Source organism: Chryseobacterium sp. Chry.R1, from assembly GCF_039645525.1.
GTDB classification, from domain to species: domain Bacteria; phylum Bacteroidota; class Bacteroidia; order Flavobacteriales; family Weeksellaceae; genus Chryseobacterium; species Chryseobacterium proteolyticum.
Map to the genome: position 1 here is coordinate 808,728 of NZ_CP151793.1, position 22,896 is coordinate 831,623.

14 protein-coding genes are annotated in these 22,896 nt (G+C 39.1%); 3 read left to right on the plus strand and 11 right to left on the minus strand.

From position 1 onward, the window contains the following. Positions 1-8: 8 nt before the first annotated feature. Genes AAEU33_RS03790 through AAEU33_RS03800 form a run of 3 tightly spaced genes read left to right on the plus strand, consistent with a single transcriptional unit; the run spans position 9 to position 4,066 of the window. Positions 9-932, plus strand: a complete 924-nt coding sequence (locus AAEU33_RS03790; RefSeq protein WP_345990974.1) for an ROK family protein — start codon at positions 9-11, stop codon at positions 930-932. A gap of 29 nt (positions 933-961) precedes the next feature. Then, positions 962-2,716, plus strand: coding sequence for a class I mannose-6-phosphate isomerase (locus AAEU33_RS03795; RefSeq protein WP_345990975.1), 1,755 nt, complete (start codon positions 962-964; stop codon positions 2,714-2,716). A 6-nt stretch (positions 2,717-2,722) separates the two neighbouring features. Then, positions 2,723-4,066 (plus strand): sugar porter family MFS transporter, encoded by a 1,344-nt coding sequence (locus AAEU33_RS03800; RefSeq protein ID WP_345990976.1) that lies wholly within the window; start codon positions 2,723-2,725, stop codon positions 4,064-4,066. A gap of 51 nt (positions 4,067-4,117) precedes the next feature. Here the strand turns inward: AAEU33_RS03800 and AAEU33_RS03805 are convergent, their stop codons facing one another. The 11 genes from AAEU33_RS03805 to AAEU33_RS03855 form a co-directional block, all read right to left on the minus strand. Further along, positions 4,118-6,202 carry a glycoside hydrolase family 97 protein gene (locus AAEU33_RS03805; protein ID WP_345990977.1) on the minus strand — a complete coding sequence of 695 codons (2,085 nt, stop codon included), beginning with the start codon at positions 6,200-6,202 and terminating at the stop codon, positions 4,118-4,120. A gap of 102 nt (positions 6,203-6,304) precedes the next feature. Next, the gene (locus AAEU33_RS03810) at positions 6,305-6,802 is read right to left on the minus strand and encodes a phosphoheptose isomerase (protein WP_273650420.1); all 498 of its coding nucleotides are present in this window, start codon (positions 6,800-6,802) and stop codon (positions 6,305-6,307) included. Between the two features lie 34 nt (positions 6,803-6,836). Continuing rightward, a complete protein-coding gene (locus AAEU33_RS03815; RefSeq protein WP_345990978.1) occupies positions 6,837-9,107 on the minus strand; it encodes a GH92 family glycosyl hydrolase in 2,271 nt (756 codons plus the stop codon). A gap of 12 nt (positions 9,108-9,119) precedes the next feature. After that, on the minus strand, positions 9,120-9,986 hold the full coding sequence (locus AAEU33_RS03820; RefSeq protein WP_345990979.1) for an ROK family protein: 867 nt from the start codon (positions 9,984-9,986) through the stop codon (positions 9,120-9,122). Positions 9,987-10,172: 186 nt separating this feature from the next. Next, entirely contained in the window at positions 10,173-12,560 is a 2,388-nt protein-coding gene (locus AAEU33_RS03825) for an endo-beta-N-acetylglucosaminidase H (protein WP_345990980.1), read from the minus strand. A gap of 55 nt (positions 12,561-12,615) precedes the next feature. Then, complete coding sequence (locus AAEU33_RS03830) at positions 12,616-14,940, minus strand: glucosamine-6-phosphate isomerase (protein WP_345990981.1); 2,325 nt, start codon at positions 14,938-14,940, stop codon at positions 12,616-12,618. A gap of 48 nt (positions 14,941-14,988) precedes the next feature. Continuing rightward, positions 14,989-16,416, minus strand: a complete 1,428-nt coding sequence (locus AAEU33_RS03835; RefSeq protein ID WP_345990982.1) for a glycoside hydrolase family 125 protein — start codon at positions 16,414-16,416, stop codon at positions 14,989-14,991. A gap of 32 nt (positions 16,417-16,448) precedes the next feature. After that, positions 16,449-18,680, minus strand: a complete 2,232-nt coding sequence (locus AAEU33_RS03840) for a GH92 family glycosyl hydrolase (protein ID WP_345990983.1) — start codon at positions 18,678-18,680, stop codon at positions 16,449-16,451. 104 nt (positions 18,681-18,784) lie between these two features. Then, positions 18,785-19,756, minus strand: a complete 972-nt coding sequence (locus AAEU33_RS03845) for a glycoside hydrolase family 130 protein (RefSeq protein WP_172282141.1) — start codon at positions 19,754-19,756, stop codon at positions 18,785-18,787. A 42-nt stretch (positions 19,757-19,798) separates the two neighbouring features. After that, a complete protein-coding gene (locus AAEU33_RS03850) occupies positions 19,799-21,091 on the minus strand; it encodes an MFS transporter (protein WP_273650411.1) in 1,293 nt (430 codons plus the stop codon). Positions 21,092-21,259: 168 nt separating this feature from the next. Further along, positions 21,260-22,894: a SusD/RagB family nutrient-binding outer membrane lipoprotein gene (locus tag AAEU33_RS03855; RefSeq protein ID WP_345990984.1), complete on the minus strand. Its 1,635-nt coding sequence runs from the start codon at positions 22,892-22,894 to the stop codon at positions 21,260-21,262. Positions 22,895-22,896 lie beyond the last annotated feature (2 nt).

The window sequence follows — 22,896 nt, forward strand, 5'->3', positions numbered from 1 at the left end:
TTAAAGTCATGTCGAAACCGGTTATTGCCATAGATATGGGAGGTACAAGGATTAAAATCGGCATTGTGCAAGATGGCATTTTACTGGATTCCACCTCTATTGATGCCTATTCCACAAATGGTCTCAGATCCAGGCTTCCTTATATCCGGGAAGCTGTAGAAAATTTATTAAAACCCCAACAACTTTCTTTATCGGATCTGGGTGGATTAGGTATTGCTTCTCCCGGGATCGTAGACAGCCACCGGAAAAAAGTACTTTCTATCGATAAGAAATTTGGAGATGCTCCTGAAATCGATTTAGAGGAATGGAGCCAGAAGATGTTTAATCTTCCTTTTTTCATAGAGAATGATGCCAGGAGTGCGTTGGTAGGAGAATGGATATATGGTAATGCACAAAATCATGACAATGCAGTTCTCATGACACTGGGAACTGGAATAGGCAGCGCGGCTATCATAGAAGGAAAATTATTGAAGGGGAAACATTTTACAGCGGGTATTCTTGGAGGACATTCGGTGATCAACTATAAAGGAAATGTATGTAATTGTGGCAATAAAGGTTGTGTAGAAACGGAAGCTTCAACATGGAATCTCGCAAACATGCGTAAATCAGAAGATCTGCCAGCTTCTTCGGTAGTTGATTATGAAATAATCTTTACTCTGGCTGAAGAAGGAAATACAAAAGCATTAGAGATCAGGAATCAGAGCCTTCAGGCATGGTCTGCATGTGCTGTTAATCTGATTCATGCTTATGACCCGGAAATACTGGTGCTTACCGGTGGAATTATGGCCAGCAGTTCTTCTATCATACCCTATTTACGGAATTATATTGAAACTTACTCATGGACACCCTGGGGAAAAGTTCATCTTACTGAAGGAAAATTCTCCGGCACAGCTGCGCTATTGGGCATAGCCCATCTCATCAACAACCAATAAAATAATATGACTGATAAACATTGCACAAGATGAAATCAAACTTTAATAAACATCCCGTCATTGAAATCAAAGGCCACTCTTGTTTTTCAGGTTGGCAGAATATTACTGAACAAATAAAAGAAAGTAATCCTAGAGTTATCGCGATTGAGTGCTATCCGGGGGTTTATCTGGAAGAGGTCATCAGCTCATTGAAAGAGATCCTAAATCCGGAATTGGTGATCAATACCATTCAGGCCATGAAACCGGAAAAAGAAATTGCAGCACTGGTACTGCCTTATGTAACGGATGATCCTGTATTTGGTTATATATCCTCCCTAAAACTGGAAGATTATTTTGATTTTAAAAAGATTAAAGATCTCAAAAGCCTTCTATCAGAAATCGGTGATTGTGCTGTGATCATAGGCCCTGGTGCCACTATAATTGCAGACGAGGCAGACCTTTTCATGTATGCAGATATGCCTCGATGGGAAATACAAATGCGTTTCCGAAAAGATACAGCCTGCAATCTGGGCAGAACCAACTATACTGATTCTTTTGCATATCAATACAAACATGCTTATTTTGTAGACTGGCGCGTTAGTGACCATTATAAGAAACAAATATTGAATAAGTGTCAGTTTCTTCTGGATACGACCATACCCCATCAACCTAAAATGATAAGTACTGTTGCTTTATTTGATGCATTTCAGCAAACGGTAAGCGCTCCTTTCAGGGTTGTCCCGTTTTTTGATCCCGGCCCATGGGGAGGCCAATGGCTAAAAGAGGTATGTGATCTGGACAGAAGTCTTCCGAATTACGCCTGGGGATTTGATTGTGTCCCTGAAGAGAATAGTCTCTTATTGGGTTTCGGAAACCAAGTTGTAGAAATACCTTCTTCCAATCTTGTTTTTTTCCAGCCAGAAGCTTTGCTGGGAAAAGAAGTATATGAGGGATTCGGGGACGAGTTTCCTATCCGTTTTGACTTTCTGGACACTATGGAAGGTGGTAATCTGAGTCTACAGGTACATCCACTTAAGGAATACATCAAAGAAAAGTTCGGGATGTCCTATACACAGGATGAAAGTTACTATATGCTGGATGCCAAAGAAGATGCTTTTGTCTATTTGGGGTTAAAAGAAAATATTGGCCCTCAGCTTATGATGAAGGAGCTGGAAGCTGCGCAACATGATCAGGTTCCTTTTGACGCAGAGAAGTATGTACAAAAATGGCCGGTCCGCAAACATGATCATGTATCTATTCCTTCGGGCACTGTACATTGTTCGGGAGCGAATTCTGTGGTATTGGAAATCAGTGCAACTCCTTATATTTTTACTTTTAAATTATGGGATTGGGGGCGTATGGGACTGGATGGCAAACCGCGTCCCATATCATTGGCACATGGTAAAAATGTTATACAATGGGATCGAACCACTTCATGGACCAAAGAAAATATACTAAACCTTACAGAACCTATTGCTGAAGGAGATGGCTGGCGGGAAGAACGTACAGGTTTAGATGCATTATCATTTATTGAAACAAGAAGACATTGGTTTACTAAAAAAGTAGTTCATCATACCGGAGGTGTGGTAAATGTACTCAACCTTGTTGATGGAAGGGAAATTATTGTGGAAAGCCCAGAACATCTTTTTAAGCCTTATATGATTCATTATGCTGAAACATTTATCGTACCGGCTCATGTAGGACTGTATACCATAAGTCCATATGGAGAGAGTGAAGGAAAAGAATGTGTGACTATTAAAGCGAGCATACGTACTCAGATGATTTCTCAAAAAGTTATAAAATAAACCTCTATGCAGCAAACGTTTCATTCTACAATCCTTAAGGCAACTCTTGTAGCATCAGTAGGCGGATTGTTATTCGGTTATGATACCGCTGTAATCTCCGGAGCCATTGGCTTTATGCGAACTTATTATCATTTATCCGATCTGATGACAGGCTGGGTAGCTTCATGTGCTCTGCTGGGCTGCATCATAGGTGCTGTGTATTCAGGAACATTAAGTGATCGTATCGGTCGTAAAAAAGTATTAATGCTTTCGGGTTTATTGTTTACTATTTCATCCATAGGAACATCACTGGCTCCTAATCTGTGGATATTTGTAGTATTCCGGATGATAGGAGGAATGGGTATCGGAATTGCTTCCATGCTCTCGCCGATGTATATTTCAGAAATGGCTCCTGCAGCCATAAGAGGACGTCTGATATCCATATTCCAACTGGGAATCGTGAGTGGTATTCTGGTTATCTATTTTGTGAATGCCTATATTGCCGGCATTCATAACGAAAGCTGGAATATTTCTACAGGATGGCGATGGATGTTCGGTTCGGGAATTATTCCTGCCATTATCTTTATTCTGTTGCTCTTCACTGTTCCTGAGAGCCCGCGTTGGCTGGCCGGACAAAAAAGAGAAACTGAGGCATTAGCAATCCTGAAAACCATCAATGATCCTACGACTGCACGGCAGGAGCTGGATTCCATCAAGGGGGCTTTAAAAGAGGAAAAATCTCTTTCTTTCAGCGCGCTTAAGGAGCCCAAATTAAAACGGGCATTGGCTATAGGTATCTTCCTTGCTATATTCTCACAAATTACCGGCATCAATGCAATTATGTATTATGCTCCTGAGATTTTCAAGGCAACGGGAGTCGGCTCAGACTCTGCATTCATGCAAACCGTTCTCGTGGGGATCATCAATGTTCTTTTTACTTTTGTAGCCATAAAATATGTAGACACATGGGGACGAAAAAAGTTACTGCTTCTTGGTATTTCCGGCATGGCTATTTGTTTATTTATTATTGGTTTTGCCTTTTTTAATGAACAAAAGGGGTATCTGATACTTATCGCTATCCTTGGATACATTGCTTGTTTTGCCATGTCCCTTGGTCCTCTTGCATTTGTGGTTATTGCAGAAATCTTTCCAACAAAGGCTCGAGCTACCGCTATGTCCGTGGCTACTTTCTTTCTGTGGTCAGCCGTTTTTTTAGTTTCCCAAACTTTTCCGGTTCTTGTCGGAATTATTGGTAATGCTTTTACATTTTGGTTATACATGGCCATCGCTATCACAGCACTCTTGTTTGTACGGAAAAAAGTACCTGAGACCAAAGGAAAAACCTTAGAGGAAATACATAATTCTCTATAAATGAAAAAGAGTGATTGAAATTCTTAATTTTGGGATTTCAATCACTCTTTATTATTTTACCGGCTTTATACTCATCGCAAATCCCCCACCGGGAGCCGCTTTGATTTTCAGCTTAGTATTGGTTCTCACTATTTGTCTGGAGATCTCATAACTTTTAGGATTGTTTTTCCAGTTGGCATTTTTACCGTCTTTATAAATTACCGCTTCAAATTTTTGGTTTTTAGGTAGAAATGACAAATCTACCGTTGCTTCTCTTGGATTTTCATCAGTAATACTTCCTACAAACCATTCATCTTTATTTTTAGCTTTCCTTGCAATGGTAATATAATCACCCGGCTCAGCTTCAAGAATATATGAAGAATCCCAATCTACTGCCACGTCTTTGATAAACTGAAAAGCATCAGGATATTTTTTGTAATTATCAATCAGATCTGCAGCCATCTGAAGCGGGCTGTACATTGTAACATAAAGTGCTAATTGCTTGGTAAGCGTTGTACTCAACTTTGCTTTATTAGTTCCATAAACCGAAAGATCTCCTTCGAATATCCCTGGTGTATAGTCCATCGGGCCTCCTATTAGCCTTGTGAATGGCAATATGGTGGTATGATCCGGACGGTTGCCATTGAAGGATTCAAATTCTGTTCCGCGTGCCGATTCCTGAGCAATCCAATTGGGGTAAGTCCTGTAAAGACCTGTTGGCCGCACTGCTTCATGTGAATCTACCATAATATGATATTTTGCAGCCATTTCAGCAACGTAGTTGTAATGGTTAACCATCCATTGGCTGTCATGATATTCACTCCGCGGGATAATTGGCCCTACATATCCGGTTTTTACGGCATCATATCCATTGGCTTTCATAAACTGAAATGCGTCCATCAATTGTCTTTCATAATCTACCGCAGATGATGTTGTTTCGTGATGCATAATAATCTTTACATTTTTGCTTTTGGCATAAGCCTGCAGTTCTTTTACATCAAAATCAGGATAAGCTTTGGTAAAGCTATAAATATGTTCTTTTCTGTAAGCCTGATTATCTTCCCATCCTTCATTCCATCCTTCCACTAAAACAGCATCAAAGCCGTTTTCTGAAGCAAAATCAATGTATTCTTTAACATGCTTGGTATTCGCGCCATGCCTGCCATTCGGCTTGAGGGTTTTATAATCCGTTTGCCCGATCCGGATATCCTGATCGTCTGAATAAGCCCAGATAGATCCACCTCCTGTAAAATATTCCCACCATACTCCAATGTATTTGGTCGGCTTGATCCATGAAGTATCCTCAATTTTGCTTGGCTCATTAAGATTAACAATCAGGTTGGAAGCCAAAATATCTCTTGCGTCACTGCTGATAATCAAAGTTCGCCATGGACTTACAGAACCTGTTTGAACAAAACCCCTGTCTCCGTTTTTATCAGGTGTCAGATTGGAAGAAAGAATAAAATTCTTCTCATCAAGATTGAGTGTCATTGCAGCAAAATTGGTAAGAGCTGCTTCATGAATATTAATATAAATTCCGTCTTTTGATTTCAGCATCAAAGGTGTTTGTACAGCAAGACTGGCACTGGGTGCTTTTGCTGCCAGAGGTTCTTTCCGTACCTCATCGATCAGCTTTGAAATTTCGGACAGATTTGATGTAGTTACCGGAAACTCGTTCGTATCATAATCGGCAGGGATCCAAAATGCCTTATAATCTTTTCCTAAATTAAAGCTTGTTTTCTCACTGCTTATGGTAAAATGTCTTAAATCCTTTTGGACAGGAAACTCATACCGGAAACCTAAACCATCGTCAAATAGCCTGAATCTGATATCCAGTTTCCAGCCGGTTTTATCTTGAACTAAATGGACAAGCATTTCATTGTAATGATCAGCTACTTCCTTATTGGGTCCCCAAACCGGCTTCCAGGTTTTATTGGACGATGAGTAATCAATCCCCTCTACTTTAAAATCGGAGAAATAGGTATAAGAGGGTTTTAAAACAAATCCTAACTGGCTTTCTTTTAAAACCGTTTTATCTTTATAATTTAATGAATAATATGGAGTTCCCTCCCCTTCTATTTTAAAATTCAGTTTAAACTGATTATTGGGTGAGGAGAGTATTTGTCCGTTCGTAACGATCGTGAACAACATACTCATACAAAAGTATATAGTCTTTATTTTCATTATAATAATCTTAAAAAACACTGTCCGCCATTCTCTGGGAAAATGGCGGACAGAGATCAATTATACTTACCGGAATTATCTTCCGAAATCATCCTGTACTCTTACAATATCATCTTCATCCGATGGATTTGATGCATCCGTATGCTGCCAGATCTCGGCTACAACACCCCAGCCATCCAGTCCGATCAATCGGTGTCTTTCTCCCTGTTGAAGTTTTACCTGATCCTTTGGCTTGTATTCCTGCAGTTCACCTTCTTCATCGGTATTACTTCTTTTTATACCTACTGTTCCTTCAACAACCTGCCAGATTTCTGCTCTCCTGTGGTGATACTGCCAGCTCAATCTTGCCTGTGGCGCCACCAGAAGAATTTTCGGACTTAATTTTCCTCCGATCTTCAGGCTTTCCACATCTATTCCGTCAAAATATTGATTCGCAAAATCCTGTGCCTGCGCTTCATCAATCACAAAAAATCCACCCCACGGTCTTGTATCATCTTTTGCAACAAGATTAAAGCCCTGAGCTCCTAGCATCTTTTCTACTTTATCAAATATTTCTTTCTTTTCCGCACTCATAATTATCGCTATTAAAGTTTATTGTTAAAATGATTTATTCTTTTGACATCGAATAAGGAAAGTCCTTTTCCTGTGATCCTCTATCTTTATTCGGCTGATTGCTCATCTTGAAATCCAGAACTGCACCTTGCAGAAGGTCTTTGTGACTCAACCAGTTTCTGGAGTAAGGCTGATTGTTTACATTCAGAGATTTTACGTAAAAATTCTGACTGCTATTCTCCGGAGCCTTTATTTCGATATTTTTACCGTTCTCCAGATGTACGGTCACTTCTTTAAACAACGGCGCCCCTAAAACATATTGATCCGTAGCGGGTGTTACCGGATAAAATCCTAATGCAGAAAAAACATACCATGCAGAAGTTTGCCCGTTATCCTCATCCCCACAATATCCGTCCGGTGTCGCCTGATAAAGTTTATCCATTACCTGCCTTGCCCAATATTGGGTTTTATATGGTGCTCCGGCATAATTATACAGGTAGATCATATGCTGTATAGGCTGGTTACCGTGGGCATACTGCCCCATATTCATGATCTGCATTTCCCTTATTTCATGGATCACACTTCCATAGTAGCTATCATCAAAAACAGGAGGAAGAGAAAATACCTCATCCAGTTTGGCTTCGAATTTCTTTTTACCACCCATCAGCTTTGCAAGGCCATCTATATCCTGGAAAACCGACCATGTGTAATGCCAGCTGTTTCCTTCGGTAAAGGCATCTCCCCATTTAAAAGGATTAAAAGGTGACTGAAATTTTCCGTCTTTATTTTTACCCCGCATAAGACCTGTTTCAGGATCGAACATATTCTTATAGTTGTAGGCTCTTTTTTTGTAGATATCAATTTCTGACGCTGGTTTCCCTAAAGCTTTTCCTAACTGATAAATCGAAAAGTCATCGTAAGCATATTCTAAAGTACGGGCTGCATTCTCATTAATTTTCACATCATATGGAACATATCCCAGGGTATTATAATATTCCACCCCTTTACGGCCGACAGCCTCAATAGGACCTTCATTATTCGCCCCGTGTTTTACGGCCTGCCATAAGGTTTCAATATCATATCCACGCAATCCTTTAATGTAAGCATCAGCAACAACGGAAGCAGAATTGTTCCCGATCATAATATCAGAATAGCCGGGACTGCTCCACTCTGGCAGAAAACCTCCTTCTTTGTAAGCATTGGCAAGGCCTTCCTGCATCTCTATGTTCATACTTGGATATACGAGATTCAGAAATGGGTATAATGCACGGAATGTATCCCAAAACCCGGTTCCGGCAAACATTTTCCCATCCAATATTTTACTGTTGTACGGACTCCAGTGCTTCACTTTATTCTGAGCATCGATCTCATATAATTTTTGTGGGAAAAATAAGGTTCTGTATAAAGAGGAATAAAAGGTTCTCATTTGCTGATCTGTTCCTCCCTTTACTTCAATCTTTCCAAGTGTCTTGTTCCATATCTCTTTCGCGTTATCTTTTACCTGCTCAAAACTGCGGCCGGCAATTTCCCTTTTAAGGTTAATTTCTGCCTGTTCGAAACTGATAAATGATGAAGCTACCTTTGCATAAACCGATTCTTTATTTTTTAACTTAAATCCAACTATAGCTCCTGTGTGATCGCTGGTAATTTCCAATTGATCATTTACCAACCGATCATCTTTCCATGTTGTCGTTACATCAAAGTCTTTATCAAACTGAACAATAAAATAGTTTTTAAAATTCTCATATTTTCCTCTGGCATACTTAGTCGTGTATCCTATGATTTTCCTTTGTTTCGGAAGAATTTTGATATAAGAACCTTTATTCAGCGCGTCAATTACAACATAAGCACTATCCGTTTTAGGGAAATCAAATTTGAAAAATGCGGCTCTTTCTGTGGGTGTAAACTCCGTAGTAACATTAATATCAGCAAGATAAACACTATAAAAATATGGTTTTGCAATTTCTGCTTTATGGCTGAACCAGCTGGCACGATCTTCTTCTTTAAACCTGAGTTTTCCGACACCCGGCATAATTGCAAATGCTCCATAATCATTCATCCATGGAGAGGGCTGATGTGTTTGTTTAAATCCTCTGATCTTATCCGCATCATATGTGTAAGCCCATCCATCACCCATTTTACCTGTTTGGGGAGTCCAGATATTCATTCCCCATGGAAGCCCTATCGCAGGATAAGTATTACCGTTAGACAATGATGGCTTAGATTGGGTTCCCATTAATGGATTAACATAATCTGCAGGAGATGGATTCTGACCAAAAATCAGCGCATTAAGCAGAAGAAAAAGAGTTGAAAATAAAAACTTCATTATATCATTTTATTAGTTGATTAAGGTCTTCTTCAAAGCATAGCTTGCAGCACCTAAGATAGCAGCGTCTTCAAAAATAGCCGAAATTTTAACAGGCAAGTTAATATTATTTTTTACTAAATTCTCATTAAATCTTTCTTCAAAATAAGGATATGCTTTCGCAATGTTTCCTCCTATTACAAGGACCTCCGGCTTGTAATCCCATACATATCTGACAATAAATTCCGAGAAAGAATCTGCATATTCCTGAAATATCCGGGATTGGATGTCTTTAGGCTTATCAAGTAATTCTTTGGTTCCTGAGATTTCGCCTCCTGTTAATTCTGCATATCGTTTAACAAACCACCGTGTGGCAAGATAATCTTCAGCTAAGGAATCTTTAAAAGGAGAATTCCACAAATCCTCATCTGTTGAAGTCTCACCATTGTAGAATGTTGTTCCTAATCCTGTTCCCAGCGTTATCCCAAATACACGGTTATATTCAGTGACGCAACCTCCGAAAACTTCGCCCTCCAGAAATGCGGCAGCGTCATTTACAAAGTGGATCTGTTCATTTAATATAGAAAGCCTGCTGGCCAGTTCTTCTTTGATATTTATTTGGTAGATATCGATAAATTTTCCCTGTTGCATCAGAGAAATCCCGTTTTTATAATCAAAAGGTCCCGGCATTGCAATGCCTATAAGGAGTTCTTCCCTGTTCAGATTTACTACAGCTTTTCCGATTGCAGAAACCCAGGCGGAAAAAATATCTTCCCGTCCGCCAAATGAGTCAACATGCTCCCTGATATAAGTGGACCCTATAATTTCATGCTTTTCAGGATCTACCTGAGCCATTGTAATATGCGATCCGCCAATGTCTATACCTAATGCATTTTGCATAATTTTCTTATTTTTTAATTCCAGTAGATATATCTGATCATCTAAAAACAGACAAACAAGAAAACAAAATCATTATTATTCAATAATTCCTAAATTCATTTTTTAAATGTTCCTGCCACTTGTCTGCCTATCTTAGATTCCAAATTTAAAATTCTAACTGTATAATTTTATTAATTTTTTAAAGACTTACTCCACTATTATTTTTCCTGAAAATATAATGCGATCATTTTTTGATTCCACTTTATAAATATATGTTCCGGACGATAAAGCTTGAGTATTAATCGTTATTTTATCTTTATCTACACTCTGTTTTTTGATCAGCTTCCCTGAAAGATCATATAGGAATATTTCACTAGCAGAACGATCATTAATTACAAAATGAATATCATTTCCCTTTTTAACAGGGTTTGGATAGACATCATTTCCTTTTTCAAGAACATTGTCTTTTGTTGATAATGAAATATTGCAAGGTACATCTGTTGTCCAGTTGGCATTTGACATATTAATAAGAGTCGCAAAATGTGTATTCGAAGTCGCGTCTAAAGCTCCGTTACCACTTCCCTCATCCATTTTCCAATTAGCCTCAAGCCCTGCACTATTAGAAGCTATATTACATTTGTCATTCATAATTTCCTGAGCCGTCAATGCTTTTTTCCACACCCGGAATTCATCAAGGAAACCGTTCAATGTTCTTGAATTATCATAATTTCTTGCCAGATAAAGAATTCCATTGGCTGTAAAGTTTCCGGTGGCTGCAGCACTTGCATCAAGAGTTCCGTTAATATAAATTTTCATCGCCGTTCCGTCATAAGTGGCAGCGATATGATACCACGTGTTGGTATTCAATCCAGTATTGCTGTTCAGCTTAATCTGAGATGAGCCGAAACTTAATATAAATTGTAATTTATTGTTTGCAAGACCGGCATCCCCAAATCTCAGAATAGCAGAATTATTATCTCCTACTTCAATCCCAATTACTGAAGAAATATTAGGGAAAGCAGTTTTAAACGCATTTACTTTCACCCATCCTTCAAAAGTGAGTGCATTCCCACTTAGATTAAACTGGCCGGCATTGAGATAATGACTACTGCCGTTAAAAGAAAGAGATCTTGGTCCAGGACTTTGAACCGGCGCAAAACCACTGTTAAATGAAGCTTCTGCAGAATATGCACTTACAGTAGATGCACTGCATACTCCCTGTACTTTCCAAACGTAATTTGTATTTTCAGTTAAATTTTGCAGATTATATGTATTGGTTGTAATATTCTGAATCGTTGTCCATGTTGTAGCGGCAGCTGTTTTATACTGTAAGGTATAAGAAGTTGCACTTCCGGCATTCCATGACAGCTTTGTTGTCGTTCCCAGGAAGTTTTCCGACTTAAGGCCTGCCGGAATTTCACATCCGCTTCCGGAATTAAATCTTGGAGCAAAAAGATATGTACTCTTCAGCGTAGAAGAACAATTGGACTGAATTCTCCAATCGTAATCTGTACTTAAAGCCAGGTTGTTTACATTGATATTATTTCCGGAGTAATTGGTTGCCAAATTAATCCACGTTGTTGAATTGGCTGCCTTATAATCTATATTGTAGGTTTGAGAACCGTTTGAAGTCCAGTTTAATTTAGCTGAAGTTCCTGCAACATTGGTCACCTCAAGCCCTAATGGTGGATCACATGATGCTCCCTGTGTCCAGGTATACAGCTGGCCACTAAGTTGTGTGTTCTCATTATAGAGAATGTTAGATCCCGTACTCAGATAGCTGGCAGCATTGGTTCCTTTAAGATCATACCACATAAAAACTCCATAGCCGTCATTCTTTGTGCTCGTTGCTAAAGTAGAAAGTGTAGAAGCAGAAGTATTCTGGATCCAGGTTGCTGCCGCAGAAATTTTAGAATTGGCAAGAGGAGGTATTGAAGGAGCATTATAAGTGCCATAATAAGCGTTCCATCCGTAATTGATATAGTTTCCGGCATTATCTCCATTATAAGCTTGCCTTGTTGTTGCCGGGCCAATGTAATACCACGTAATTAATTTATCCGGCATGGCAGCTTTCAACTCCTGTAATAACATAACAAAAGAACTGCTATTCGGCTGTCCGGTAGCGTTGTTTCCATAATCTGCATATTCGTCGTCAAGATCAACTCCATCCAGGCCATAGGTATATACGGTATGGGCTATCTGCAAAGCAAAATCACGAGCCGCTTCCCGGTTCGGAAAGTTACAGATACCCGCCCCCTGATGATTCCCCAGGATATCTAATAATACTTTGATTCCTTTTTGCTGTAGAGGCCTTACATAAGTGTCGACATCGTTTAATACTTTTGTCACATTATTATTGTTGGAAATATAAGCCCGGCTTTTGGAAACATCATAATTGATGTTGGCCGCGAAGATAATAGCAACGTCAAAAAGTTGTTTGTTACTGTTTTGCAAAGTATATGACCCTGCGTTCAGAATATTGCTGTTATTAACCTCCACATAGCATATCCCCAAAGGATTAAGCTGTGCCCGTAATAAAGATGTTGCCTGCCCTATTAATAAGACCAATGCAATAAGAATAGATTTTCCTTTCATAGTATAATTATTTCGTTTTTGACCTGGTTTATAAATCCGGAGGTATAACAATGGGTCAGAAGGCTCCTTCCGTTGACTTCTCCAGCTCCCTCGCAGATTGAAGGAATTCTTCTACATTCATTTCTTTAAAGAATAATAATCCGTGGGTTGCCCTCAGCCTCGGACTCTCGTTATCATAAAAATAGGGTTTCCCTAATACCAGCTGAACCGCTTTGAGCTGTTCTACCCAGGTTTGTATTGACAGATGGCTGAACTTCCCATTGTAACGGTAACTTGGAAAGGATGCATCTACCTGGCTCAGATAGCTGTTGGTAAAGCTCTCATCCATTGTGCTCATGGCATTAAGTGATACGGGGAATATATGGCTGACGTCTGCAGCATTAAACTGATACCATACATTTCTGTAACCCCAGATTTTAAGACCGGAAAGATCTTTTTCTTTGCCCCATTCTCTTACCGCTTCAGCGATAGCCTGCAAAACTTTGTAATGAGTATCAGGGCCACTTCCTTCAGGGTCAAAAGCTAAACTTATAACTGTAGGGTTAATTTCTTTTAACTGTTGTAAAATAGGAAGAACATCTCGTTCTCTTTTTGGTTTTTCCGTAAAAATGGCTCCCGTATAAAAGCCGAGCCTCAGATGGCTTACGTTTTTTGTTCTCACCCCAAAATGTGCCCATACAAGCTCTTCCTCGTATTCACGGATCATCCCTTTTAAAATCTGAATTTTCGGTTCAGGGTTTTGTCCGTCATAGCTGGAGTTAACCGTGTCTATGATCTCCCTGATCTTTTCGCGTAATCCAGACTTGCTTTTCAGATTCCAGAGTTCAACAATATTCCTCACCATTCTATGGGAAACAGCTCTCGCCCGCTCTTCTTCATTTCCGGAGGCAATATTGATCAGATAATGATATACATCTTTGTCTTTTTTATTTTTATATCCGTTTTCAAAAAAATCGGGATAATTGAGCATTTCAACTTCTTCTCTTCCGATAAAAGAAAGCGTATCGCGAAGGATTTTTATTAAAAACTTATTGGTAACAGCAGTAAATCCGGAGGTAAGAACTGAATAGTGAGAAGAATTGGTCTCATTACGGGACTGATAATGAATATATGGTAACAATCCTAAAGAAATATCATCATGATGGGGTCCGGTATGATAAAAGACTTCATTGCTGAGCGGTTTTGTTCCTGTTTTTATTTTATTTTCAATAGAGGTAATAACTTGCTGTACCGTAGTATTGCTTACATCCGGAATTAGTTTTGTATAATCATCCCCTTTCAGATCATCCAACGAAAGATGTTCTGCATATTTGTTCAGCTTTTGGGTCAGAGACATTACAGCTCTATCGGTCTTTTCCTGGGACCAGCTTCCAGAATGATAATAGTTATCAACGTAGTCTTTCAGCATACTTGCCGCACCTTGTGTAAGATAAAACCGTCCGTTAGAAAGTTGGGAAAGGACAGAAGCCGGATATAAATTGGAAGGAGGAAGTTCCATTGCATCTTTGATCATAGGAGCCTTCGCTTCACCTGCTGCAAAAATAATAGCAACAGCATCTTTGTTATAAATAATGGTTTCAAGACCTATTGTGATCACAAGACGCTCTTTTGAAATTTCAATTCCTCCCAGATCTCCCGCAGCAACTGCCTGCGTCTCAAAATTAGTCGAAGTCAGCCTTGTCGTAGAATAAGGATCCGAACCTTTGATATTAAAAGCAATGTGTCCGTCTGGACCAATACCCCCAAGGAAAAAGCCAATCCCTCCCAATTGACGGATTTTTTGTTCATATCCTGAACACCAGTTATCAATGAGGAAAATAGATTCTTTTTGTAATTTTTCAAGAGGGTTCAGGGCTTCACGATATCTTAGTTCAAGATTTACTTTGCTGTCCGGGAAAACTTCTTCAAAACTTTTACCTTCCGCCAAAGGGATTTCATCACAATTAATTAGTAAAGCATTTTCTTTTTTAAGCCCAAACCCTTCAATGTAATATTTGTTTACATAATGATAAAAACTATTTGCTTGTGAAGATTTTATGGGATAAAACTCATCAATTTGGACAAAATGAAGATCAGCCAGCGATGGTTTATCAGCAAATAACAACTGATGCTTTTCCCTTAGCCTTACTACATTTTCTTCCTCCCAATGATCGAGAATATACTTTGTCCAGTAAATAAAATATTCCGGAGTCTTTCCTGTTGGCAGACTGATAACTCCTTTTGGATTCTTGTGAACCCACTCCAGAAACCGGAATGCCGAAAGCATCCCAAGCTTCGGAAAGTTATCTACGACGATGTAGGGAACGTTTACCTTATTGCTTCTTGGAACATCATTCAAAAAGGTAAGCTCTACGGGGGTAAAAATTTTAGTATTTTCCATCTTTTAATTTTTTTTATTTGTGTTGAATTTGATTATTAAATTTTGAATTTATCCCAGCAGTTCCGGATTTTCATTATAGGTTTTCCATAACAATTCTCCGAATAATGTATTGGACCAGGCAAACCATTCTCTGGTAAATTTCTTATCATTATCTTTATGGAAGGACTCATGCATAAAACCTGTTCCTCCATGGGTTTTCTGTAAAGTGTCTATGCACCAGCGGATCTCGCTTTTATCTTTGGTTGTTAGTGCTTTCATAATGATACTCATCGGCCAGATCATATCCAAACCAATGTGAGGCCCCCCGATTCCTTCTGCCAGCTTACCCTTGAAAAAGAAAGGATTATCCTGTGACCATACATATTTCCGGGTATTAAGATAAACAGGATCATCAGCTTTTACAGCATCCAGATAAGGCAATCCCAACAAGCTTGGACAATTGGCATCATCCATTAGGTTATAGCTACCAAAACCATTCGTTTCAAAAGCATATATTTTTCCATACTGCGGGTGATCATAGATTCCATATTTCTTTATGGCAGCATCTACCTCATCAGCAAGACTCGTTAATTGTTTTGCCAGTTCCTTTTCATTTTTGATCTGCGAAACCATTTCTGCTGCCTGGCGTAAACTTACCACAGCAAATAAATTGGAAGGTATAAGGAATGCATAAATGGTAGCATCATCACTTGGTCGGAACATGGAGCTGATAAGACCAACAGGTTTTGTAGGATATCCATATCCTCCCATTGGGATTCCATCGGTAGCCCAGGCTGTTGTCCTTTCAAACTGATAAGGTCCTAAACCTGTTTTTCTCTGCTGTTCAATAAAAGTTTTCAGAGTCAGCTTAATTCCTTGCAGCCAGTTATTATCAAAAGGTTTTGTATCTCCGGTCGTTTTCCAGAAATGATACGCAAGGCGGATTGGATAGCAGAGTGAATCTATTTCCCATTTTCTTTCGTGGATACCGGGTTTCATATCCGTATGATCGTACTCTTTCCACTTACTTATCTTTTGATCATCATTATAAAATGCATTCGCATAAGGATCCTTCAGAATAAACTGGGTCTGTTTATGGATTACTCCTGATATCAATTTGTGCAGCTTTTCATCTTTTTTTGAAAACTGCAAGTAAGGAAAAACCTGTGCAGAACTGTCGCGAAGCCACATGGCATCTATATCTCCAGTGATAACATAAGTATCCGGTGTTCCGTTGTTTTCTGTATAGAAAACCGTTGTATCTAATGTATTGGGAAAGCAATTTTCAAAAAGCCAGGTCAATTCTTTATTTTTCACTTTCTTTTTAAAGGCTGAGATAGCATTTTCTACCGCTTCACTGGTAAAATGCCTTTTATCTTTAGGAACACGGACAACAGGGAATTCTTCTACGCTTAGCCCTTTTGCAAAAGCATTCTGCGCAAATAATAATCCGGCTCCTGCCAGTGCACTTGTTTTAATAAATTTTCTCCTTTCCATTGATACTTATATTTCGTTATTGTTTATTAATTCTATTTTACGGGCTTACTTCCCATCACAAATTTCAGTTCACCCCCATTCATAATATCACTGTGATTCAATTCCCAGCTTTTAAATTCTTTACCATTCAAAAACATTTTCTGAACGTAAATATTTTTATCCGATATTTTCTCTGCGATCACAGTAAATGTTTTTCCGTTCTCCAGCTTTAAGGAAGCTTTTGGGAATTGTGGTGCTCCGATCGCATACACAGGTTTTCCCGGAGTAACGGGATAAAAACCTAAAGAAGAGAAAATATACCATGCAGACATCTGTCCGCAATCTTCATTATTTACAATCCCGTCTGGCTTTGCTGCGTACATATTGTCACGGATAAATTTGATCATTTTCTGGGTTTTGTAGGGAGCTCCTGCATAATTGTAAAGATAAGGAACATGGTGTCCCGGTTCATCTCCAAATCCAAGAGATCCGATAAATCCTGAAATATCAACATGTTGTTCCCCTTCCATTTTAAGGGTTTCTGTAAATGTTCTATCTAATTTTTCTTCAAATCCCTTTTTTCCACCATAAAGATTCATCATTTCATCGATCTGGTGAGGAGCAAAGAAATCATATGCCCAGATGTTTCCTGATACCCAGTGCGGCTGAAGCTTTTTCCAGTCGTTTAAAGGGAAATCAGCCAGAAATTGTCCGTTTTTTTGCTTAGGCCAGAAGTGATTATTTTCTTTATTGAAAGTATTAAGAAAATTCATTGAGCGTTTTTTATATACTTCTGCATCTTCTTTTTTTCCTAATTTTTCAGCCAATTGCTGGATGCACCAATCATCATAGGCATATTCCAGGGTGGCGGATACAGAAGCTCCGTTTTCTGAAGGAGTATACCCTAATTTAATGTAATCGTTAAGACCTCCACCGCCATCGCTGCTGCTCATTTTATCCGTTAAGGAAGCATCTTTCATCGCAGCGAACGCCTTCTCATGATCAATTCCCGGTACACCTTTAGAAATAGCATCCCAAATAACCGAAACACTATGGTAGCCCAACATACAGAAATTGTCATATCCACAAAGTTCCCAGATTGGCATGTGATCCTTGCGATCTGTATACCTGCTGATCAATGAGTTTGCAAATTCTTTGGTGTGTTTCTGATCCATAATGGTAAGCAACGGATGTGTTGCTCTGAAGCCATCCCAATAAGAATATGTGCTATAATTGGTGAACCATTTGGTATTCATATTTTCCTGGGCAGCCACATAATCTCCATTGGTATCCATATAAAGATTCGGAGCAATGAAAGTATGGTAAACACCAGTATAAAATATTTTTCTCTGGTCATCGGTTCCGCCTGTGATCTGGAATCTGTTGATCAGGTCTCTCCATGTTTTTTGGGCAGTTTCTTTAGCTTGAGCAAAATCAACATTCTTTGCTTCTGCATCAAAATTCTCCTGTGCTCCTTCTGTACTTACCGGGGATAAAGAGACTTTTACTTCAATGCTTTCATTTTCCTGTGTAGAAAATCTTACAAAAGCTTTTGCATCTTTAGCCAGCGCAAACCTTTCATTTTCAGTTATTTTACCTTCAGAATAGGTTCCGTATGATTTAAACGGTTTTGAAAACTCCATTACAAAATAAGCAAATCTTTTACCACCCCAGCCATTACTATAGCAATAACCGGAAATCTTATTGTTTCCCTGGATTCTTACCAGTGTATGATAAATATTTCCGAAGATTTTGTTGGTAGGATCTATGATTACATTAGCCTCTTCGCTTTTTGGAAATGTATATTTATGAAACCCTACCCGTGGAGAAGCCGTCAGTTCAGCTTTTATTCCATAGCTGTCAAGCATTACAGAATAATACCCCGGAGCAGCAGTTTCTCTTTCATGACTGAATTTGGAACGGTAACCGCTATCAGGATTTTCTTCTGACCCTGGCAGCATCTTTATTTTTCCCGTTGTTGGCATCACTAAAATATCTCCGAGATCGGCCCAGCCTGTTCCACTAAGGTGATTATGACTGAACCCCATAATCGTTTTACTGCTGTAATGATACCCTGAACACCAGTCCCAGTCACCACTTTTGGTATTCTGATCCGGACTCAGCTGTATCATCCCGAAAGGTGTTGTAGCTCCCGGAAACGTATGCCCGTGCCCTCCGGTTCCGATAAACGGATCTACCCATGAAAGCACATCGTCTCTACGTTGGGCGTTAACAGATTGAACAAACAGGACAACAAAAAAATAAATAAACAGTTCCTTTTTCATAACGGAGAGATCTTGAACATTTTTAAGACTACACAAAAAAATGAAAATTTTATTTTAAAAGCGAGAAAATGACGCTTTTCCTTATGGTTTTAATCTTATCTAATTTAAAGAGAATTTTTTTTCATGAAATCAATGATTTCTGAAATATATCCGAATGCAATGGAAACCACCGTATCAGCAGCTCCATAATATACCGTAACTTTGTCTCCTTCTGATAATGCCGCACAAGGAAAAATCACATTCGGAACATCTCCCGTAAGCTCATATAGCTCTGCGGGAGCCAATAGATAAGGTTTTGTTCTGTACAATACTTTTGAAGGATTTTCAAGGTCAAGCAATGCAGCTCCCATGGAATAGCGGAAACCATTACATGTATTGATCACCCCATGATAAAACAGCAACCATCCTTCTTCCGTTCTTATCGGAACCGGGCCGCCTCCGATCTTGGTACATTGCCATGCACTTTCTTCAAATGGAGCTACTTTCATTACGCAACGATGCTCTCCCCAATATTTCATATCAGGACTATAGCTGATATAGATATCTCCGAAAGGCGTATGTCCGTTATCACTGGGACGGCTCAACATCGCATATTTTCCATCAATCTTTTCAGGGAAAAGAACTCCATTTCTGTTAAAAGGCAAAAAGGCATTTTCACACTGGAAAAATTCTTTAAAATCAAAGGTATACCCTATTCCGATCGTAGGTCCGTTATATCCGTTGCACCATGTGATCCAGTAACGATCTTCTATAAAAGTGACACGCGGATCATATTTATAATCAGATTCGATCATTTCTGTATTTCCTGCTTTCATTTCAATTGGATCGTGGTTGATATCCCAATTGATGCCATCCTTACTGAAACCAGCAAAAATATTCATTTGTACAGATTTGTTATCACATCTGAAAACACCGGCAAATCCATCTTCAAAAGGGACTACCGCGCTATTGAATATACTGTTCGATGTTGGTATTGCATATCTGTTGATAATTGGATTTTCAGAGAAACGCCACATTATATCGTGACGATCTGCCGGACGATCCTGCCAAGGGATCATTGCTGATTGAGATGTCATAAAGTATTTTTTACTTTTATTTAAAATTATTTAATAATAGAATTATTGTTCTTTTTGTTTTTCCGGATAAGGAAACGGTGCTACTAAAGTGACCAAAAATGCCGGAATCGTAGCGATCAAAACCCATACGAAAAACATTTTGTATCCTATCCAGTCACTGATCATTCCACTGAACATGCCGGGAATCATAACTCCAAGATTCATGATCCCTGTTGCAAATGCATAATGGGCTGTTTTATGTTTACCCGGTGCAATCTGCTGCATCATATACAACATAAGTCCCACGAAACCGAACCCGTAACCAAAGTATTCCACAACAACTGCGACACTTACAGGAAGCAATGTATCCGGCTGATAGTGAGCCAATAAAGCATACACAACAAATGGAATATTAAATGCGCAGCATAACCAGATCAGTGATCTTTTAAGGCCCCGGGCTGAAATAAAGTATCCAGCCAGCACCGACCCTAAAATAAATGCTGCAGAACCATAGGTCCCGTAAATAAGCCCTATATCAGAAGTAGATAACCCCAAGCCTCCGGAGGTTCTTGGTGCTTTGAAAAATAAGGGCGCAATTTTGATAGCAAATCCCTCTGCAAAACGATATAAAATAATAAATAATACCGACCAGAGTATATTTCGTTTTTTGAAAAAAGAAGTGATGACTTCCAGAAGTTCCTGTCGGACATTGCCGGCCGTTTTTCCGTTCTTTTGCTTTTCAAGCTTGTTTTCGTTGGGTAAAACAGAATAATGATAGACGGCAAGAATAAAAAATAGCAGGGCGTATACTCCCATAATGATCATCCAGGCATGCGTAACGCCTTTGGTTTTTTCCAAAACGCCTGCAAAATAAACGAGGACTCCACTGCTGATAATTTTGGCCAGATTATAAAATGCACCTTGCCATCCTATATATTTTGCCTGTTCTTTATTGGTAAGAAAATTAATATAAGTTCCGTCCGCTGCGATATCATGTGTTGCTCCGCAAAAGGCGACTACAGCAAAGAGGGCAATGCTGTACTTAAAAAAATCTGGCATAGGCAGACTTAACGCAATTAGCGCAAAAAGAATTCCTATGGCAAACTGGGTAAAAACTACAAAGAACTTTTTTGTCTTATAAATTTCAAGGAAAGGGCTCCACAATGGTTTTAATGTCCATGAAAATAAAATGAGAGCTGTCCAGAAAGCAATCTTTGAGTCCGAAACACCCATATCCTTATACATAATTCCGGAAACAGCATTAATGGTTACAAAAGGTACTCCCATTGCAAAATATAATGACGAGATCCAGAATATCGGTTGTATAGAACGGGTTCCGGAAGTGTTTTTTACCATATTAAATTATAGATGTAAAAAAGAGGACATCTCAAAAGTTTCACGCCGGCATAAACGAAACATTGTGAGAAATAAAAATACTGTACATTTTTACACCGGAATGAAAAGCATGAATCCATGCTTTTCATTTGAGACGGCCTCTGTGCTATTTTAATTATTGAGTTACAATTATGGCTTCTTATCCCACCAAAGTTTTGTTCCTCCAGTGTCTGCTCCTCCTAAATATTGTAATGCCTGAGGATAGTTGAATAAAGAATTCTTGGTATCTACCGTGAAAGGAATTCTGCGAATCATCGCATCTGTACTGATTAACCCTCCACTATCATTTTGTCTTACTTTGAAAAGGATCGGATAACCGGTTCTTCTTTGTTCTGCCCAGGCTTCAGGTCCGTTCGGATAAAGGGCAAGCCATTTTTGAGTAATGATTCTTTCCAATTTCCTTTCATTAGAATCTGCATTGTTCCATGCAATGGTAATGGTACTCAGCTCAGGATGTCCTACCCCAATATTATTCGCCGCATTTTTCGGATCAACATAGGGAGCTTCTGTAGCTGTTGTATTGGCGAGATAGGTAGCAACACTTGCACTTTTTCCCCACTCTCCAAATGATTGTTGAATACCTGTCTCGTAATCTGCCTGGATTGCTCCTGCTCCAGCATACCCTCTCAATGCAGCCTCCGCTTTAAGGAACCATGTTTCAGCTGCGGTAAACAGTTTCATTTTACCATCTGTTGCAGAAAAATAATCTCCGGCTGCTGATTTTGCCTGTGGCTGAGAAAAACCACCATACGTAGATTTTCCGTTCAATAAATCGATACCTTGTCGTATTCCTATGTATTTACCATTGATCTGTGGATTGCTGTCTGTTGCCGGAATAGCATAGGCAGGAAGCCTTGGATCGTTATATCCGTTCATATAAGCCATTAATGGCGCCCCTATAAGACAGTCTCCCCACGAATAAATGATAAAACTCAATTCCGATTGACCCACACTGATCAAAGCATTATCTTCATTGTCAGTGATCAATCCTGCTGGTGACGCAAGTGCTTCTTCAGCATATTGTTTTGATTTTGCAGGATCTGCATAACTCATACGCATTGCTAACCTCAACTTCAATGAGTTGGCCAGCTTAGCCCATTTACCCATATTTCCCTGGTATACTAAGTCTGCCTTTTTTAATGCTGATTTATCTTCTACATTTTTTGTTGCCGGGCTATTCTGTATGGCTTGAAGGTCATTTATTGCAGAAGTAAGATCAATAATAAATTGATTATACGCGCTTTGCTGAGAATCAAAATCTGTAGTTCCATTAGCATTTGGTGTGTCGTATTTACTATACACAACCGGGCCATGGTTATCGGAAACCCTTGCAGCTGTAACAACTCTTAGTATTTTTTTCACAGCAAGTGTTCCCGTAAAATCTATTCCTGCATATATATTTTTAGCAGCATTATCCATGTTGATAGCATAGTTAAAAATGTCCTGCTGTCTGGCAATAATCCTATTGTTCCATCCATCCATCATATAATAGGTCATATTATTCTTACCTCCATTAAACTGTGATGCTGTACTGAACATACCGCTAAACATATCTGCACTTAGATTGGGATAGAGCTGATAATCTGACTGCAATCCTCTCTGCATAGATACCAACGGGTCTACCACTAGTTTAAAATCGGCATAAAAATTTTCAGGGCCTCCTAACTTTTCCTGATTATATTGATCAAGTTCACTGGTACATCCGGAAGCAGAAGCTAATACTATTGCACCTAGTACCCATGTTTTTATATTAATGATTTTCATTT

Excerpts from the sequence above, each read along its gene's own strand:
- AAEU33_RS03790 (WP_345990974.1), top strand. The coding sequence starts at position 9 with ATGTCGAAACCGGTTATTGCCATAGATATGGGAGGTACAAGGATTAAA.
- AAEU33_RS03795 (WP_345990975.1), top strand. The coding sequence starts at position 962 with ATGAAATCAAACTTTAATAAACATCCCGTCATTGAAATCAAAGGCCAC.
- AAEU33_RS03800 (WP_345990976.1), top strand. The coding sequence starts at position 2,723 with ATGCAGCAAACGTTTCATTCTACAATCCTTAAGGCAACTCTTGTAGCA.
- AAEU33_RS03805 (WP_345990977.1), bottom strand. The coding sequence starts at position 6,202 with ATGAGTATGTTGTTCACGATCGTTACGAACGGACAAATACTCTCCTCA.
- AAEU33_RS03810 (WP_273650420.1), bottom strand. The coding sequence starts at position 6,802 with ATGAGTGCGGAAAAGAAAGAAATATTTGATAAAGTAGAAAAGATGCTA.
- AAEU33_RS03815 (WP_345990978.1), bottom strand. The coding sequence starts at position 9,107 with ATGAAGTTTTTATTTTCAACTCTTTTTCTTCTGCTTAATGCGCTGATT.
- AAEU33_RS03820 (WP_345990979.1), bottom strand. The coding sequence starts at position 9,986 with ATGCAAAATGCATTAGGTATAGACATTGGCGGATCGCATATTACAATG.
- AAEU33_RS03825 (WP_345990980.1), bottom strand. The coding sequence starts at position 12,560 with ATGAAAGGAAAATCTATTCTTATTGCATTGGTCTTATTAATAGGGCAG.
- AAEU33_RS03830 (WP_345990981.1), bottom strand. The coding sequence starts at position 14,940 with ATGGAAAATACTAAAATTTTTACCCCCGTAGAGCTTACCTTTTTGAAT.
- AAEU33_RS03835 (WP_345990982.1), bottom strand. The coding sequence starts at position 16,416 with ATGGAAAGGAGAAAATTTATTAAAACAAGTGCACTGGCAGGAGCCGGA.
- AAEU33_RS03840 (WP_345990983.1), bottom strand. The coding sequence starts at position 18,680 with ATGAAAAAGGAACTGTTTATTTATTTTTTTGTTGTCCTGTTTGTTCAA.
- AAEU33_RS03845 (WP_172282141.1), bottom strand. The coding sequence starts at position 19,756 with ATGACATCTCAATCAGCAATGATCCCTTGGCAGGATCGTCCGGCAGAT.
- AAEU33_RS03850 (WP_273650411.1), bottom strand. The coding sequence starts at position 21,091 with ATGGTAAAAAACACTTCCGGAACCCGTTCTATACAACCGATATTCTGG.
- AAEU33_RS03855 (WP_345990984.1), bottom strand. The coding sequence starts at position 22,894 with ATGAAAATCATTAATATAAAAACATGGGTACTAGGTGCAATAGTATTA.